Origin of the sequence: uncultured Gemella sp. (genome assembly GCF_963525875.1) — a bacterium.
Classification (GTDB): domain Bacteria; phylum Bacillota; class Bacilli; order Staphylococcales; family Gemellaceae; genus Gemella.
The window spans coordinates 1-17,031 of sequence record NZ_CAURMG010000022.1 but is presented as its reverse complement, the minus strand read 5'-3'; the positions used below and the strand labels follow the sequence as shown (position 1 = coordinate 17,031).

Below are 17,031 nucleotides of genomic sequence, written 5' to 3'. Positions count from 1 at the left end.
AGATAATGTAATAACGTAAACAATTAAATTATAAGTTTAATTTTTTAAAATCATTACAAAACTTTATTAATCTTCTTTTATTATTTATCTTTATATGGATGAATATCCATTTCTTCTAGTTTTACAAATTTTTTCTTCGTCACTACTTTAAATACTATGTACATCACTATACCAATAGCTGGACAAACTAGATTATATACCATTTGTACAAAACCGCCAGTAGTATAGTCAGCAAATAATTGTAAAATAATTATAGTAGCAAACGAGATTAAAGCAATATATGAGCCAACTACTCCAGTTTTTGCTGTATATGGAAGAACATCTTCTGCTTTTTTACCCTGTCTTACTATCGCTTTTCTTAAACGAATTTGCGATACTAATGATACCATCCAAATTATCATAACTATAATACCAACCATAGATAACAACATATAATACCCACTTGGATTAAGTTTTTCAAAAATGAAACACAATACCATAAATACAGCTGAAAAAGTAAGTGATATGACTGGTATTGAATTACTATTTAATTTTTTAAAGACTTTTGGTCCATAGTTATGAGAACTTAGTGAAAATAATTGTCTACTAGAAACATACATACCTGAATTTGCAGCTGAAAGAACAGAAGTTAAAATAACTGCATTCATTATTACTGCGGCAATTTCTAATCCTATATTTTGAAATACAATAGTGAATGGTGATGCTGTTACATTTTTTGTATCTAATAATCTAGGATCATTTGCAGATACAATAGATGAAATAATAATCATTGTAGCAATATAAAATATTAAAATTCTCCAGAATACCTGTCTAACAGCCTTTGGCATTGTTTCTTTAGGATTTGGAGATTCTCCTGCTGTTACAGCAACAACCTCTGTTCCACCGAATGAAAATGCAGCAGTTGAAAGAACACCAAATAATCCTAGAGCTCCTGCATTACTTGTTTTTTCACCGTTTTTTATAAATGTGGTAATACCAGCTTCGCTATTCCCTGTAATCCCAAAAATAATTGCTACTCCTACAACTAAGAATGCAATAACAGTCAGCACCTTGATAATTGTAATCCAATATTCAACTTCACCATAAACTTTAACACTTACTAAATTTAATAAATACAATAATAATAAAAATACAATACATATAGAAAATGTTGAAAACTGTCTAAAAAATTCCCAATAATGTAATATTTTCGATAATGTGATTATATCTACACTGGCCACTAGTATCCACAATATCCAAAATAGCCATCCAACTCCAAATCCAACCCCTGGATCTATAAAACGAGTAGCATATGCCCCAAAAGATCCAGAAACTGGATAAAAAGTTGCTAACTCTCCTATTGACGCCATTAAAAAATATATAATAACTCCTATAAGTGCATACGTAAGAACAGCCCCGTATGAACCCGCCTTACTTACAACCGCTCCACTCGCCATAAACAATCCTGTTCCTATACAACCACCTATAGCAATCATACTTATGTGACGAGCTTGCAGTTTTCTTTCCATTTTTGATTCTGTCATTCCCCTCATCCTTTCTTGATTTATATTTATAAATATAGATTATACTATATTTTTAGTTATTTGTAAATAATTTTCTGAAATTTTATTGTTATTTTTCAATTATTTCAAATATCTTTTAAGAGAGGGAGACAAAAATCGTGATTTCGAAGAAATCGATTTTATTGAGTTACCCCCGCAAAGTTTATTAGATATCTAAAAAGCTTTTATAAAGCGTATATAAATATCAATATTCCACTTCGTCTATGAGATTTCATGTGAACTGTTTTAAAAGCTAGTACTTTTGGATTAGACACTATCTATAAGATAATAATGAATACTTTTCTTACAAATTTAATAAATTGTATTTAAATCAAAACAAATAATGGAAAATTCAAAAATTTATTATATAAATACATATAACAAAATCTATTTTATTTAATAAATATAGATTAAAATCCAGAGACAAATTATTTTCTATGCCCTGGATATATTAAACAACCAAAAAAAGGAAGCCGATTATTCGGTTTCCTTTTTTATAATAATTGGTTGTATACTAAATCCGGGGCATGGAAAAATTCCATCCCCGGATTTCTATTTTTATATACAAAAAGACAAATATCCAATATAATTAAGGTGTAAAAAAATAATTAACTAAGAAAGGATATTCGTCATGAATAATTTTATCACAAATTTACTATTAATAAAAGACCAAAACATAACTATGGAGGATAAACTTGATCTAATCAATGTAGAAGGTCAAGATACATTCATATTTCACGGAACTTTATCATATGAACCAAAGTGTTGTGTAAACTGTGGTTGTATAAAAGAAGGAAATAATATAGTTAAAAATGGATTTGGAGATCCATTAAAAGTAGCTTTATTAAAGATGTCAGAATGCCCTACATATCTAAGATTAAAGAAACAACGCTTCAAATGTAGAGAATGTAATTCTAAGTTTTGTGCTGAAACATCATTTGTACAAAAGCACTGCAGTATATCTAAAAATCTTATATTTTACATAATGAAGAACCTATCTAAAACATTGTCTTTTAAAGATATAGCTGAATTAAGTAATGTATCAGTATCTACAGTAGTAAGAGTAATGAAATCATGTAGAGAGGCTGTAGAAGTTAAGACTCATTCAAACCTACCAGAACACTTATGTTTTGATGAAATAAAATCAACTAAAGATAGTAAAAATGGAATGAGCTTCGTATTCTTAGATGCTAAAACACATGATTTTATAGATATAGTAGATGGTAGAACACAACATATATTAAAACAATACTTTATGAGATACCCAAGAAAAGTAAGGAAGAGAGTAAAAACAATCTGTATAGATATTTATCCTCCTTATATGAATATGATTAGAGAGATGTTCCCTAACGCTGAGATAATTATAGATAGATTCCACATGGTTCAAAATATTAATAGAGAATTAAATAAAGCTAGAGTAAAATTAATGAATCAATATAAGAATAAAAAAGGCTCTACTTACACTATTTTAAAGAATTTCTGGAAAGTAATATTAGAAGATAGAGACAAAGTAAATTCAACAAAAACATTCTATTCTAGAAGCTTCAAACGCTATGTGACTAGAAAAGAAGTATTAGATTATATATTAGGTATAGATGCTGAATTTACAGCTAGTTATGAACGAGTACATGAGATTAGAGAAGCTATTAAAGCTAAAGATTCTCTAGAATTAGAGAAGTATATAAATATGGATACTAAAGGACTAGCTAAAGGAGTAGCTAAGGCTATAAATACGATGGTTAAACACAAAGAGTATATGCTTAACGCTGTTAAATATGAGTATTCTAACGGTCCGTTAGAAGGATTTAATAATAAAATAAAACTACTAAAGAGAGTATCTTATGGATATTCTAGCTTTAGTAATTTCAGATTACGCATTTTAATTATGTCTAAATTATTTGTTTCTGAATATAAAAATAATATCAAACTTAAAGAAAATAAGAAAAAATCTAAGCAGCAAAATGCCGCCTAGATTTCTAATGCGATTTTTTCCCATGCCCCGAACTTGACAAAGAGCCTAATAATTAAATGTCTCTTCTTGTTCTTCTTCTTGGACGTGGGTACATTTCTTGTTCTACTTCGTTTTTCCCATATCCACTTGTGAATGAACTAGCTTCTGGTTGAGCCGGACGTTGTGCTAAGATATCTCTTTCTACACTAACCCCATCTTCTTCAAATCCAGTAGCAATAACTGTAACGATGATTTCGTCTGTTTTTTCTAATTCTTCATTGAATACTGTACCGAAAATCATATTTACTTCATCGTCACTTGCTTCTTGTACTATACTTGCTGCTGCTTGAGCTTCAAATAGACTTAATGATGGTCCTCCAGTGATGTTTAATAACACACCTTTAGCTCCAACGATAGAAGTTTCAAGTAATGGAGATGAAATAGCTTTTTTAGCTGCTTCGATTGCTCTGTTTTCACCTGAAGCTACACCTATACCCATTAATGCTGAACCTTGATCAGCCATAATAGCTTTAACATCAGCAAAGTCAAGGTTAACTGTACCAGATACATTAATTAAATCAGAAATACCTTGAACCCCTTGACGTAATACGTTATCAGCCTCAACGAATGCTTGCATCATTGGCGTAGATTTATCAACGATGTCTAATAATCTGTCGTTAGGAATAACGATAAGTGTATCTACTGCACCTTTTAATGAGTTAATTCCTGCTGTAGATTGCACTTGACGTTTTTTACCTTCAAAGTTAAATGGACGAGTAACAACACCTACTGTTAATGCTCCTAATTCTTTAGCAATACCTGCCACGATTGGTGCCGCTCCAGTACCAGTTCCTCCTCCCATACCAGAAGTAACGAATACCATATCTGCTCCTGCTAGTGCTTCTTCAATTTTATCTTTAGTCTCTTCAGCAGCCTTACGTCCTACTTCTGGATTAGCTCCTGCTCCAAGTCCTTTAGTTAATTTTTCCCCTATTTGAATTCTAATATCTGCTTTTGAACGTTTTAACGCTTGAGCATCTGTATTTACCGCGATAAATTCTACATTTTGAATTCCACTTTCTACCATTCGGTCAACGGCGTTTCCACCACCGCCACCAACACCTACTACTTTAATTACTGCTGATTGATCAAATTCTTCAAACATTATTTATTTCCTCCTGATTATTATTCGAAAAACGAATTATACATTTTAGTTATTTTATCAAAGAAGTTTTTCTCTTCTTTGTCTTTTTTCTCTTCTTCGTAATAAACATCTTCTTCATGATCTTCCACATGTGTATCTGTTATTACTGGCGTTTCAACTTTCGAGTTATTTACTGAAATTTCTTCAATTCCAGATACGTTTTCAAAAGTTGTATTTGTATTTTTAATTGTTGGAACTTCATCGGTTACTTGATATCCAAATAATGATTCGATTTTATAACTACTAGTTAATGTCCCAACAACTACAGATAATTCTGGCGAATTTGCACCGATAATCTTCGGAGAACCAATTCTTACATTCATTTTTCTTAGCATATCTTTTGCTAAGTCCAAAACTCCAGGCATCAACGTAGTTCCACCTGTTAGTACAACGTTACCTTTCACTCTATTTATACCTGCTTTTCTAAGTACATCAAATGATCGTAAAATAATTTCTTCTACAATTTCTTCGATATAATCCGCTAATTCTTTTTGAGTATAAGGTTCTTCATCTGGTTCTAAGTTATCTAACTCAATAATTACCTGAGGTGATGCTAAATCATAGAATGCATGCCCCTGAGTAACTTTTATTTCTTCTGCTCGTTTTAATGGAACATTTAAAACATCAGATATTGTTCTTGTAATATCTTCTCCAGCTAACTCAATTGATTGAGATAATTGAAGTATACCATCCTCAAAATAACTTACTGTAGTAAGACCTGCTCCAATGTCAATTATTACTGAACCATAATCTTTTTCTTCTTCATTAAGAAGTAATTCCCCTAATGAATGTGATGTACAAAATGTCTCATTACAATCCAATCTCAAGTTTTCTATACTTTTATAGATAGTATGAAGGTGAGTTTTAGATGTTAAAACTCTATTTCCTGTAACCTCAAAAGCATTATGAACTGTCATACCTTTTGGTTTTCTAATATTTTCAATATCATCAAGACGATAGTAATCTGGAATTACTTGAACCACTTCTCTTTCACGTGGCAATGGTAGTATTTTTGCTTCTTCAATTACTTCTTCGATATCTCTACCATCAATATCGTGTTTTGTATCAAATTTAATTTCCGCTACACTTTTTTTAATGTGAGTGTGTATACTTGGAACTGCTACATATAATGATCTTATGTCTTTATTAGCTTCACTTTTGGCAATATCAATTGCTTTTTGAATATCTCTAGAAGCAGACTCTACATCAATAATATTTCCTCGTTTGATGGATGTAGTTTTAACAACCCCGACACCGAGTATATTCAATTTTTCATATACTACATCTGCTATAATCACTTTTATACTAGATGATCCTAGATCTATTGAAGTATACAATTGTGAACTCAAGTCAAACACTCCTTCCTTTTAAATCTTTGTTATTATAATAAAATTGTAAATACACACATATTTTATTTACACATACTAAATTATAACATAAAATTAAAAAAAAAAATATGAAAAACACCAAAAAAAATTAAATTTTATTAAAATATTTTCAAATTGTAATATAAATTATAACTTTTCTTATAATATGTAATTTTTCACTAAAAAAACATCCAAAATATGAAGTTTTGGATGTTTTTTTTACTATTCATTTTTATTATTTTGAGCGGATTGTTGTGGATTATTCTTGTTTTCATTCAAAGTTCTAACTTGTGAATTTGTAGTAGAATTTTCAGTTTTGTTATTTTTTTTCGATTTATTATCTGTATCTACTTCTTCTTTATCTTTTTTTGAGTTATCTTCATCTTTCAATCCTTGCTTTGCCAACAATTGTTTAATACTATCCGTTCTTCTCTTCTCTGATTTTGGTGTTTCAAGATATGCACCGTTAATCAAGTTCAATGTTGTATTATTTTTGTCCTCTATATATTTAGATATTTCACCATAATAATTTAATTTTTCCGAAAAACTAGTTCGTAAAGCTTTCACTTTTTGTCCATCTTTCATATAAATTACTACATTTTCGCCTTGATCATTTATTATTTCAGAAATTTGCAGACGTACTTCTTCTTTTAAATTATTTAAATTTTTATAGACTTCTTCTAATTTAGTGCCATCATCATTAAATTTCTCTAATATTGGTAGATTATAATTATTTCTAACTTTTCCTACATATGGCTTTCCATTTTCCATAATTATTTCAAAACTACCATCTTCTTTTTTATTCTGTGCAATAAAGTTATATTCTTCAACTTTAATTTTAATAGTTGATGGTAATTTCGATTCGACTTTTACAGATTTAAATATTTCAAATCTCGCTTTAATATTATTTTGAATTTCTTCATCTTTTATTGACCATGTTCTAAGATTAGTGTTGATATTTCCTGCTTCTAAGATTTCTTCATTTGTTATTTGACTATTTCCTACAACCTCAATATTTTTAAGTTTTAAATAGCTACTAAATAACAAAGAAACTGTTGCTATCACAATTAAAAATAAAGTTACTATAAATATAAATTCTCTTCTTTTTTTTCTTTTTATTTTTTCTAATGAACTTCTTCTTTTTTCATTGTTCATCTTTGAAAGTAACTTTTTATTCTTCTTGTTCATAGTTTTAATCCTCTTGACTAATCTTTTCGAAAGTTGCTATAAATTCATCTCCACGATCTTCAAAACATTTATATTGGTCCCATGACGCACATGCTGGAGATAATAGGACTGTATCCCCACTTTCAGCAATCTTATTAGCTAAAATAGTTGCGTCATCTACTTTTATTGCTTTATAACATTTTATTTCAAAAGAGCTGGCTAGATTATACAATATCTCCTTGCTTTCTCCTACAACAACCATCGCCTTAATTCTATTAAAGTAAGGGACTAGTTCTTTAAAATCAATTCCTCTGTCCTTTCCCCCACAAACTAAAATTATATTACTTTCAAATCCTGATAGTGCTGTAGTTGTTGCTACTGGGTTAGTCGCTTTCGAATCATTATAAAATTTTACTCCGTTATGCTCTCCTACGTATTGTAATCTATGTTTTACACCACTAAAATTATAAAGAACCTTGCGTATCGCTTCAATACTTGCGCCTTTCAAATACGAAATTAGTGCTGCATTTATTGCATTTTCTACGTTATGCATACCTGGTAGTGACATCTTTGTTATATCAAACAATTCAACATTTTTGTACATTACCATATTCTCTCTAACAAATACGTCTGTTTCTTTATTTTCAGTAGTATCATAAAAAATTACTTTTGAATTTATTTTATTTAAATCATATTTTTCTTTTTCTTTAATATTTAAAATCAAAGAATCTTCTTCTGTTTGATTTTTGTAAATATTTCGTTTGGCATCCCTATAGTTTTCTATATTTCCGTGATAATCAAGGTGTCCTACCCCAAGATTCGTTATTGCCGCTATTGTCGGTTTGAAATATTTTGTTCCTTGTAATTGAAATGATGAAACTTCTGTAACTATTAAAGAGTCCGGATGGTTATAAGCAACTTCTATTGAGGGGTATCCGATATTTCCGGCTAAATAAACATCTTTATTTGCTGCTTTTAGTATATCGTATGTCATTTGTGTTGTAGTAGTTTTTCCATTTGTTCCAGTTATTGCTACCATGTCTATATTAAATAACGTATTCGCTAATTCAATTTCTGTTATTATATCAATATTTTTTTCAATTGCTCGTTGTAAGAACTCTATTTCATATTTAATTCCTGGATTTTTTACGATAAGATTTACACTTTCTAACAGTTCTAACGGATGCCCTCCATCAACAATTTCCACTCCTAAGTTTTTCAATTCAACTGCTTTTTTATCATTGCTTAAATCATCAAATGCGTTCAAAATTACATCATATCCTAATTTTTTTAAGATTTTAGCTGTTGAATACCCACTTCGTGCAAATCCTAATACTAATATTTTTTTATCTTTTAAATTAATCATTTTAAATAACCCCTATAAAATATCCTATAGCTGATGATATCACTGCTATAGCAACAAAAATATACACAGTTTTAACTTCCCCATATCCTGATAATTCAAAATGGTGATGTAATGGCGACATTTTAAAAATTCTTTTTCCTGTTTTTTTAAAATAAGCCACCTGTATAATTACGGATAAAGTTTCTAATATATAAACTAAACCTATAAATAAAAATGCTATCTCTTTATGTAAGATTACTGAAATTGCTGCTAAAATTCCACCGAGTGCTAGCGATCCAGTATCTCCCATAAATATTTTTGCTGGATTTCTATTAAATAATAAAAACCCTAAAAGAGCTCCCACTATTGTAAGACAAAAAACTAATACAGGAAAATTATTTTCCTTATATGCCAATAATGCAAATGTAGTAGTTGTTATTATTGTAACACTTGTTGCTAAACCATCTAACCCATCAGTTAAATTTACAGCATTTGAAAAACCAGTTTGCCAAAATACTATAAAAATCAAATATAAGTATGAAATATTAAGGTTATAATTCAATACTGGAATATGTATATAATTTATATCTTTGTAAATAAAAGTAACTAATATATAAAATATTACAGAAAATAGAATTTGCAACATTAATTTTTTCCTTGGAGCTAAGCCGTCATTTTTTTTCTTAACCACAATAAGCATATCATCTATATACCCTATTATTGAAAACGAAATAGTTGTATATATGAATAAAAAATAATACTTCATATTTTCACTATCTAAGAACATTGCTATTACAAGTGATACAATAATTGAAATAATAAAAGATATACCACCCATTGTAGGTGTTCCTTTTTTATGCATATGACTCTGTGGTCCTTCTTCTCTAATTGCTTGTCCAAATTTTAATTCATGTAAATATTTTATTAATCTTGGTAGCATTAAAACTGTCAGAAAATATGCTACCATTAATAACGATATAGCAAACATTGTATCTGAATTACTCATTTTATTCTCCTAACTAAATTTTATTTTTATCTTGTCCCCTTTTTTCACAAATCTCTGTGCTGGAATTGATTGTTGTTTAGCAAATCCATTTCCTTCTGTTTCAATATCTAACCTAGATAATTTAGCATAATTCAGCACATCAATTTTTGACCAACCTATAAAATTAGGTATAATGATATTTTCCTCAGACACAAATAAAAATACTCTTTCATCTTGTCTTATTAGGTTTCCTGCTGATGGATATTGTCCAGTAATATTTTCTCCACTACCTATTGTGATAATATTTTTAGTTTTTTGCTGTAATTTCACTAAGGTAGAATCATAACTCTGTCCAATAAAATCTTCAATTTGATAATTCTGTACAGCATCACTATCGTTAGATTTCTTAACATTTAAATAATTAAGTGTATTTTCCATTATAGGTTTAAAGATTTCTGAAGCACCATTTGCATTACTTGCACCTAATTCTTTCGAAGGTAATTTAATACCAACATATAGAATAACTTGTGGATCTTCACTAGGTGCATAGCCTATAAATGACTGCATTACTTTATATGGACTATTATAGTATGTACCTGTTTTCGGATCTACTACCTGTGCTGTACCAGTTTTACCAGATGTACTATAATTTTCTACAGCATATCTTTTACCACCTTGTGCCCAAGTTCCGTTTACAACTCCATATAATTCTTCTTTCATTATATCTGCCGTATGTTTAGAAATAGGAGTTCCTACTACCGTTCTTTGCCCAATATTGACATCTTTATCAATTGTTTTGTCATGAATTCTTTGTAAAAAGTATGGTGCTAACATCTGTCCATCATTTAAAATTGCTGTTTCTGCTTGAACCATTTGCATCGCAGTTACTGTACTACCTTGACCAAATACTGTTGTTGAAACTGAAACTTTATTATTAAATACTAAATCACCAGTTGCTTCATTACCATATAATGAATTTGTACTTTTTCCAAATCCGAAGTTTTCTAAGCCTGTTTTTAATTTTTCAGTTCCCAATTCATTTAATAGTGTTAACATTAAAGTATTTGAAGATTGTTGGAAACCATGACGTTGAGTAATAGTTCCCCATCCAATCTTATTCCAGTCAAAAATTGTAGCATCTTCAACTTGATATGATCCAGATCTATAGTAACTATCTGGTTTATATATATTATTTTCTACCATAATAGACATTGTAAAAGTTTTTAAAGTCGAACCAGGTTCATAGGCTGAGTTATAAAAAATATTAGCCCAAGCACTAGTTAAGTTCTCTTGCGTATTAGGATTAAATGCTGGTGTTTGCCCTAAACCTAATATTTCCCCTGTTTTAGGGCTAACTGCTATCGCAAAGGCACTTTCAGGCTCATACTTATCTTGTATATCTTTCAAAGTATTATCTATGAATCCTTGAATATTTTTATCAATAGTTAGATATATATCAGCACCATCTACTGGCTTAATTTCTACTTTAGGAATATTTGAAACAACTTTCCCCCAAGCGTCTTTAGCATATGTAATATGCCCTTCTTTTCCTCTTAAATAGTAATCAAATGTTTTCTCTACTCCTAAACGACCAGTAATTAAATCACTATCTGGAGAATTTTGAGCAAAACCTAAGAAGTTCCCTAGCATGCTTCCATTAGGATAATATCTTTTAGTTGTTGCGATAAATTCAATTCCTGGCAATTTCAACTCTTCGATTTTCTTTTTATCTTCTACACTTATATCTTTACCAGCAGTTCCAAATTCTACTTGATATACTCCTTGTTTACTAAGTATATCTTTTATCTTGTTTTTATCTAATTTTATAAATTTAGATAGTTCTTCTGCTGTTTTGTTAATATCTACAACATGTCGTGGATTTGTTTCATCCTCTGTAGCTTTATCTGAAACTACCGCTACTAGCTTGTAAGATTCAATATTGTCAGCTAGTATATTCCCATTTCTATCATAGATTTTACCTCGATTTGGTTGTAAACTACTATCTATCTTATACTTTCTATCTGCTAATTCTGAAAGATTATGTCCCCTTACAGTTCCAATTAGCATCATTTGTCCTATATTTAATATTAATATCCATACAAAGAAAAAAACAAAAATTAGAAAAAATACAATTTTTGTTCTTTCTCGAGAGATATAATCTTTTCTTTCTAAACTTCTTCTATCTTCCAAAAACTTTAAAGTTAATATTTTCTTAAAAAGTTTTATCAATTATCTCACTACCTTTATACTATCTTTTTGAGTTTTCATTCCTACCGTCTCAGCAATTTTTTTAACTCTTTCGTAAGATGATAGATTGTTTATCATAACTTTTTGTTCATTATTATTTTTTTGTTTTTCTGATATTACAATATCATTTTTTTGTTGAGCACTTCGTAGTGAATAAATCTCTCCTTTATAGTTTAACATAACTACGTTAGCAAGTAAAATAACTCCTACAAAAACTCCATATGCAGTTTTTTCTAGTAAATTAAACTTTACTTTCTCTTGTACTTTTCTTACTCCATATTCACGACTATATACCTTTAGTGTAGCCATTTCCTTTCCTCCCCTCTATTTCGTCTGAACTTGTGCAACTCTTAATTTTGCACTTCTAGATCTATTATTTTCTTCTAATTCAATATCACTAGGATATACAGGTTTTCTTGTAATTACTTTTAATTTAGATAAACTTTCTTCTGGCATAATAGGAAGGTTTTTTGGAATATCCTTTGTTTTAGAATAAGTATTAAATATCTGTTTACAAATTCTATCTTCTAGAGAATGGAAGGTAATTACAGATATTCTTCCACCTACACTAACGATGTCTATTGCTTGTTCTAATGAGTCTTCGAATACAGATAATTCATTATTTACAGCAATACGAATTGCTTGGAATACTCTTTTTGCTGGATGTCCACCAGTTCTTCTTTTAGCAGCAGGGATAGATTCTTTTATAATTTCTACTAATTCAAAAGTAGTTTCTATAGGTTTTTGCTCACGTTTTTTTTCAATATTTCTCGCTATTTGTTTAGAGAAATTTTCTTCTCCATAGCGATAAAATATTTTTACTAAATCATGATAACTATATTCATTAACGACTTCATATGCACTAATTTTTGCATCAGTATCCATACGCATGTCCAATCTTGTATCATAGTTATAACTAAAACCTCTTTCGGGTGTATCTAATTGTGGTGAAGAAACTCCTAAATCATAAAGAACTCCATCAACTTCATGTACACCATGCTCTGCTAATTTTTCTTTTAAATTAACAAAATTAGATTTAATAAAGACAACTTTATCACTGTATTCGGCTAATTTTTCTTTGGCATTTTCTAATGCAACATTATCTTGATCAAATGCATATAGTTTACCATTTTTTAATCGCTTTAAAATTTCTAAACTATGCCCTGCTCCACCAAGAGTACAGTCTACATATATACCATCTTCTTTTATATCTAAGCCTTCTACTGCTTCATTTAATAATACACTATAATGTTTAAACATTTTCATCCATCCTAAAAATCAAAATCTTCTAATTCTTCTGCTATTTCTTCTACGCTAGCTTCACTTTCAACAAGTAAATCTTCCCAGCGAGTCTTATCCCATATTTCTATCCTATTTGATAAACCATTTACAACACACTCTTTATCTAAAAAAGCGTGCTCTATAAGGGCGTTTGGAATATTAATTCTTCCTTGTTTATCTATTTCAACTTCAGTGGCTCCAGAAAAGAAGAAACGTTGGAAAGTACGAGCATTTTTCTTAGTGATAGGTAGTGATTTAATCTTACTTTCCACCTTTTGCCACTCTTGTAGTGAATAGCCAAATAAACAAGAGTCTAGACCTCTTGTGATAATAAATTTTTCACCTAGTTCATCTCTGAACTTTATCGGAATACTAAGCCTTCCTTTGGCATCCATTTTATTATTGTATTGACCAATAAACACTACTTCTCACCACCTTACCTTTATAATTTACCACATTTCCCCACTTTTTTCCACTATTTTCTAAAAAAAAATTAATTTTTTTGAATATTTTACCAAAAAAATAAATAAGCACTCATAAAACTTAAAATTTTATAAGTGCTTATTCGCTTTTAATTATAATATTCTCTTTCATTTTCTCCATCTAAAAAGTGGGAAATACTAAGAGAATGTATTCTTTCTACAATTCTTAAAGCCTTTGTTTTATCAATTGTAGTTCTCCCATTAGACAATAATTCTGATAAATCATCTATACTCAAGTTTGATGAGAAGAAAGTCGGTAATTTTTCTGCTTCTCTATGATTGATTATGGGTCCTAAAACTTCATCACGAATAAATTCAGTAATATTTTCTGCTCCAATATCATCAATAATTAATATTTCCTCATTTCTTATCAAATCAATATAAAAATCATAACTATTATTGCTGATTTTAGATTTGATCTTTCTTATGAATTCTGGATAATATAAAATTGCAGGCTCTTTTCCATTTTGCTTAAAGTAATTGTAAATACATCCCATTAAATAGGTTTTTCCAGTTCCCGTTGGTCCGTACACATATACACCTCTTGTTGTTTGTTTACTAAGAATATTTTTACAGACTTTTATTATTTCAGTAGCTAATATACCTTTCTCTCTATTCCTAGAAAGATTTTCAAAAGTATAGGTTAAAACTCTACTAGGAATAAATTCTGTTTTTACTCTATTAGAAATTTTTAAACTTTCTACTTTATTTCTGTACTCCTCAGTTTCTATATATACAATATTAACTTCTTTATTTTCATAAACTAACTTTGGTCTATGTTCAATATTTAACAAAGTATCCTTAGATATATAAAATTGATAAAATTTTTCTAGATTATTTTCAACATCATCTTTAGTAAAATTATTATCTCTAATAAATTTTATAATTTCTACATCACTAAGAACTTTTTCTGACATGAATTTCTTATACGAGCCAATCGTATTATTTGCTACTATATTTGATATTTTTTTCACTACACATCCCTCTTATCGTTTAATTCTTGCATCATTTTATTATATGCATCTTCATCCTCTTTTGTAACGATTCTATCTTCTGATTTTTTAGTACCATTAAAATTATTTTTTCTATTTTGTAAATAATCCGGAAATGGAGCATAGCTAGCTTTTTTTATAGTTGAGGAGTTACTTCTCTGCTTGACTGATTTAACATTGGTACTCTTCTTATTATTACGATTGTTTCTTACGTAATCTATAGCATCCTTTGCACCTAGAAGTTTTTGCCCACTCCAGGTACTGGCAATCTTATCAATATAATTAATATGGGGAATTATATCCTTTCCAGATTGATTAATAGAATATTCTAATAAGATATTTAAAACCCCACTTGGAAAATTATACTTATCTTGTAACTCAGTAATATTTCTTGCATCTATACTAGAAACGACTATTCCTTTTTGTTTATTCAAATACGTAATAAAATCTGTATTGTCTACTTCTTTAATAAACTTATCTTCCTCAGAAAATTCACCATTATCTTCATTATAAAACTTTTTATTAATCATACGATCTAATGTTGGAATTTCTTGTTTTCTAACATTAACATTAAATTGCACTAGAAAATCGCTCAAAACCTTAAGATTAATATTATTTCCACCATTAGAAACTTCAATAGACTTTTCTATAGCTTTAGCCATATCTTGTGGACTCATTTTATAAATATGAGCCAAACCTAAAATTTTTGTTTTTACATTCTCATCTGATATAACATCAGAGAAGTAGCTATTCGCTAAATAAAAATTAAGTTTATCAAAATCAAAGTAAAACTCGTCAAAATTTGGACCAGAATCACTTTTTTTAGAAAGATAGTCAAAGCTATAGTCACTTAAATTTTCAACTCTAAATACATCTGAAAATTTAGCTGTTATTTCTTCAAAACTTCTAAAACTAACTTTGTCGAGTGAATGATAATTTAATAATTCTTTATACTCATTGCTACCAATAGTATTTTCTAATAATTGAGATAAAATAGGTGTATTAAAAAAATCACTAAAGCTTAAAGCTTCTTTTATTTTGTATACAAGTTGACCAACTTCATCATTACTTATATAAAAACTTTGTAAAAGTCCAAGTGCTTCTAGTTTTTTTCTGGCAATTATAAATTTATTTTCACTTAATGCTAAATTATCAAGTATATCGTAATGCAAATAATTTTTAGAAAGATTCTTATCAGTTAATATCTTATTTCCAAGAAAAAAATACAAACTAATAGCATCTTTTCCCAAAAGAGGTAAATATAAAAGATTAATTTCTCTTAAGCGTTGGGAAATATCGTAATCATTATATACACAATAAAAATCTTTCGCTGAAAAAACCTTATTCATTTTTATCATCCATTACTTCTATAATAATTTGAGTATACTCTAATGCATAAATAAAATCTTGATTGTAATCATATTTTATTTTGTCATTATTTCGTAATGGTGCAAAAAATGATTTTACTAAGATAGGATAAATATTATCTAATAATAACTTAGCATTGTCATTTTCATACAAAGCTCTTAAGAAGTTAAATACTTTATAGACGCATTCTAGAAATTCTGCTTTTGACGGAGTAGTTATATTTGTGTAACTTTCGATTTTTGTAGTAAAACTTAATATATTCTTTTTATCATTCTTCGCTACAAATGTACGAAGATCATCAATTAAATCATACATATAATTAAAGAAAGATTCGAAATTTTCAAGATACTCATTATTTATTATTTTAGACTCATTCTTTAATAATAATTTATTAATATTATAATCTGTAACAAATAAATAAATCTTGTAAAGATCAGAAAATTCCACATCACTTAATTTTTTATAATCATAAACTATTGAATTTAAACTTTTACCTTCTTTATAAATATTGTAAAGAGTATTAAGCCAAATAAATTCCTCTAGCATCTTATCATTAATTAAAGTAATTAAATAATTATTAAAGTTATACTCTTCTTCTCCTTCAAAAAGAATTGCTGTTCTGCTCTCAATTCTAGTAAGTATAGAATTAAATTCAATTTCTTTATTTTCTTCATAATTATTATCATCAAATAATACTTTTAAATCTGCTTTAATACGTCTAAACTCATCCTGACTATTATCTAAATTATCTATTCTTTCTTGATAAATTTCATTATAACCTGGTTTTTGTGAATGATAATAATTTTCTATCGCTTTATTAAAATCTAATACCTTATCTAAAATTTTAATATACGCAACTTTAATATTTTTATTATCAGAAATAAAATTAATCAGTTTTAATGCATTTAAAATATCTTTTTTATTTTCATTAGTGAGAACTAATGTTTTTTCATCTTCTAAATAAAACATTCCCAAACCTCCAAAAGTGTTTTACTATATTATGATACTCTATTTTGAGTAGAAAATCAAAATATATGAGACCTTATTATAAAAAAAGAACCTTCCAAAAGGAAGGCTCTCACTGTTGCCTGGCAACGTTCT

14 protein-coding genes are annotated in these 17,031 nt (G+C 28.6%); 1 reads left to right on the top strand and 13 read right to left on the bottom strand.

Annotation, left to right across the window (positions count from 1 at the left end; all coding sequences use genetic code 11):
• Positions 1-80 precede the first annotated feature (80 nt).
• A complete protein-coding gene (locus RWQ73_RS05260; protein WP_314407085.1) occupies positions 81-1,523 on the bottom strand; it encodes an amino acid permease in 1,443 nt (480 codons plus the stop codon).
• A 649-nt stretch (positions 1,524-2,172) separates the two neighbouring features.
• Between RWQ73_RS05260 and RWQ73_RS05255 the strand changes: the two genes are divergently transcribed.
• Positions 2,173-3,513, top strand: coding sequence for an ISL3 family transposase (locus RWQ73_RS05255; protein WP_314407084.1), 1,341 nt, complete (start codon positions 2,173-2,175; stop codon positions 3,511-3,513).
• 52 nt (positions 3,514-3,565) lie between these two features.
• Here RWQ73_RS05255 and ftsZ read toward each other — a convergent pair whose 3' ends face one another.
• From ftsZ to RWQ73_RS05195, 12 genes are all read right to left on the bottom strand, one after another.
• Entirely contained in the window at positions 3,566-4,657 is a 1,092-nt protein-coding gene (gene ftsZ / locus RWQ73_RS05250) for a cell division protein FtsZ (RefSeq protein ID WP_314407083.1), read from the bottom strand.
• 20 nt (positions 4,658-4,677) lie between these two features.
• A complete protein-coding gene (gene ftsA / locus RWQ73_RS05245) occupies positions 4,678-6,054 on the bottom strand; it encodes a cell division protein FtsA (protein WP_314407082.1) in 1,377 nt (458 codons plus the stop codon).
• Between the two features lie 231 nt (positions 6,055-6,285).
• Complete coding sequence (locus RWQ73_RS05240) at positions 6,286-7,251, bottom strand: FtsQ-type POTRA domain-containing protein (RefSeq protein WP_314407081.1); 966 nt, start codon at positions 7,249-7,251, stop codon at positions 6,286-6,288.
• 4 nt (positions 7,252-7,255) lie between these two features.
• The gene (murD, locus tag RWQ73_RS05235; protein ID WP_314407079.1) at positions 7,256-8,596 is read right to left on the bottom strand and encodes a UDP-N-acetylmuramoyl-L-alanine--D-glutamate ligase; all 1,341 of its coding nucleotides are present in this window, start codon (positions 8,594-8,596) and stop codon (positions 7,256-7,258) included.
• A 1-nt stretch (position 8,597) separates the two neighbouring features.
• A complete protein-coding gene (mraY, locus tag RWQ73_RS05230) occupies positions 8,598-9,581 on the bottom strand; it encodes a phospho-N-acetylmuramoyl-pentapeptide-transferase (RefSeq protein WP_314407077.1) in 984 nt (327 codons plus the stop codon).
• 9 nt (positions 9,582-9,590) lie between these two features.
• On the bottom strand, positions 9,591-11,627 hold the full coding sequence (locus tag RWQ73_RS05225; RefSeq protein ID WP_314407075.1) for a penicillin-binding transpeptidase domain-containing protein: 2,037 nt from the start codon (positions 11,625-11,627) through the stop codon (positions 9,591-9,593).
• Positions 11,628-11,789: 162 nt separating this feature from the next.
• On the bottom strand, positions 11,790-12,116 hold the full coding sequence (locus RWQ73_RS05220) for a hypothetical protein (protein ID WP_003143925.1): 327 nt from the start codon (positions 12,114-12,116) through the stop codon (positions 11,790-11,792).
• A gap of 15 nt (positions 12,117-12,131) precedes the next feature.
• Positions 12,132-13,067, bottom strand: a complete 936-nt coding sequence (gene rsmH, locus RWQ73_RS05215; protein WP_314407073.1) for a 16S rRNA (cytosine(1402)-N(4))-methyltransferase RsmH — start codon at positions 13,065-13,067, stop codon at positions 12,132-12,134.
• A gap of 11 nt (positions 13,068-13,078) precedes the next feature.
• The gene (mraZ, locus tag RWQ73_RS05210) at positions 13,079-13,510 is read right to left on the bottom strand and encodes a division/cell wall cluster transcriptional repressor MraZ (protein ID WP_003143916.1); all 432 of its coding nucleotides are present in this window, start codon (positions 13,508-13,510) and stop codon (positions 13,079-13,081) included.
• A 149-nt stretch (positions 13,511-13,659) separates the two neighbouring features.
• On the bottom strand, positions 13,660-14,544 hold the full coding sequence (gene dnaI / locus RWQ73_RS05205) for a primosomal protein DnaI (protein ID WP_314407071.1): 885 nt from the start codon (positions 14,542-14,544) through the stop codon (positions 13,660-13,662).
• Positions 14,544-15,911 carry a DnaD domain protein gene (locus RWQ73_RS05200; RefSeq protein ID WP_314407069.1) on the bottom strand — a complete coding sequence of 456 codons (1,368 nt, stop codon included), beginning with the start codon at positions 15,909-15,911 and terminating at the stop codon, positions 14,544-14,546. Before RWQ73_RS05200 ends, dnaI begins: the two co-directional genes overlap by 1 nt.
• Complete coding sequence (locus tag RWQ73_RS05195) at positions 15,904-16,899, bottom strand: hypothetical protein (RefSeq protein ID WP_314407066.1); 996 nt, start codon at positions 16,897-16,899, stop codon at positions 15,904-15,906. The genes RWQ73_RS05200 and RWQ73_RS05195 overlap by 8 nt, the downstream gene beginning before the upstream one ends.
• Between the last annotated feature and the right edge of the window lie 132 nt (positions 16,900-17,031).

Coding starts and splice junctions, on each gene's coding strand:
- RWQ73_RS05260 (WP_314407085.1), bottom strand. CDS start 1,523: ATGACAGAATCAAAAATGGAAAGAAAACTGCAAGCTCGTCACATAAGT.
- RWQ73_RS05255 (WP_314407084.1), top strand. CDS start 2,173: ATGAATAATTTTATCACAAATTTACTATTAATAAAAGACCAAAACATA.
- ftsZ (WP_314407083.1), bottom strand. CDS start 4,657: ATGTTTGAAGAATTTGATCAATCAGCAGTAATTAAAGTAGTAGGTGTT.
- RWQ73_RS05240 (WP_314407081.1), bottom strand. CDS start 7,251: ATGAACAAGAAGAATAAAAAGTTACTTTCAAAGATGAACAATGAAAAA.
- murD (WP_314407079.1), bottom strand. CDS start 8,596: ATGATTAATTTAAAAGATAAAAAAATATTAGTATTAGGATTTGCACGA.
- mraY (WP_314407077.1), bottom strand. CDS start 9,581: ATGAGTAATTCAGATACAATGTTTGCTATATCGTTATTAATGGTAGCA.
- RWQ73_RS05225 (WP_314407075.1), bottom strand. CDS start 11,627: ATGCTAATTGGAACTGTAAGGGGACATAATCTTTCAGAATTAGCAGAT.
- RWQ73_RS05220 (WP_003143925.1), bottom strand. CDS start 12,116: ATGGCTACACTAAAGGTATATAGTCGTGAATATGGAGTAAGAAAAGTA.
- rsmH (WP_314407073.1), bottom strand. CDS start 13,067: ATGTTTAAACATTATAGTGTATTATTAAATGAAGCAGTAGAAGGCTTA.
- RWQ73_RS05200 (WP_314407069.1), bottom strand. CDS start 15,911: ATGAATAAGGTTTTTTCAGCGAAAGATTTTTATTGTGTATATAATGAT.
- RWQ73_RS05195 (WP_314407066.1), bottom strand. CDS start 16,899: ATGTTTTATTTAGAAGATGAAAAAACATTAGTTCTCACTAATGAAAAT.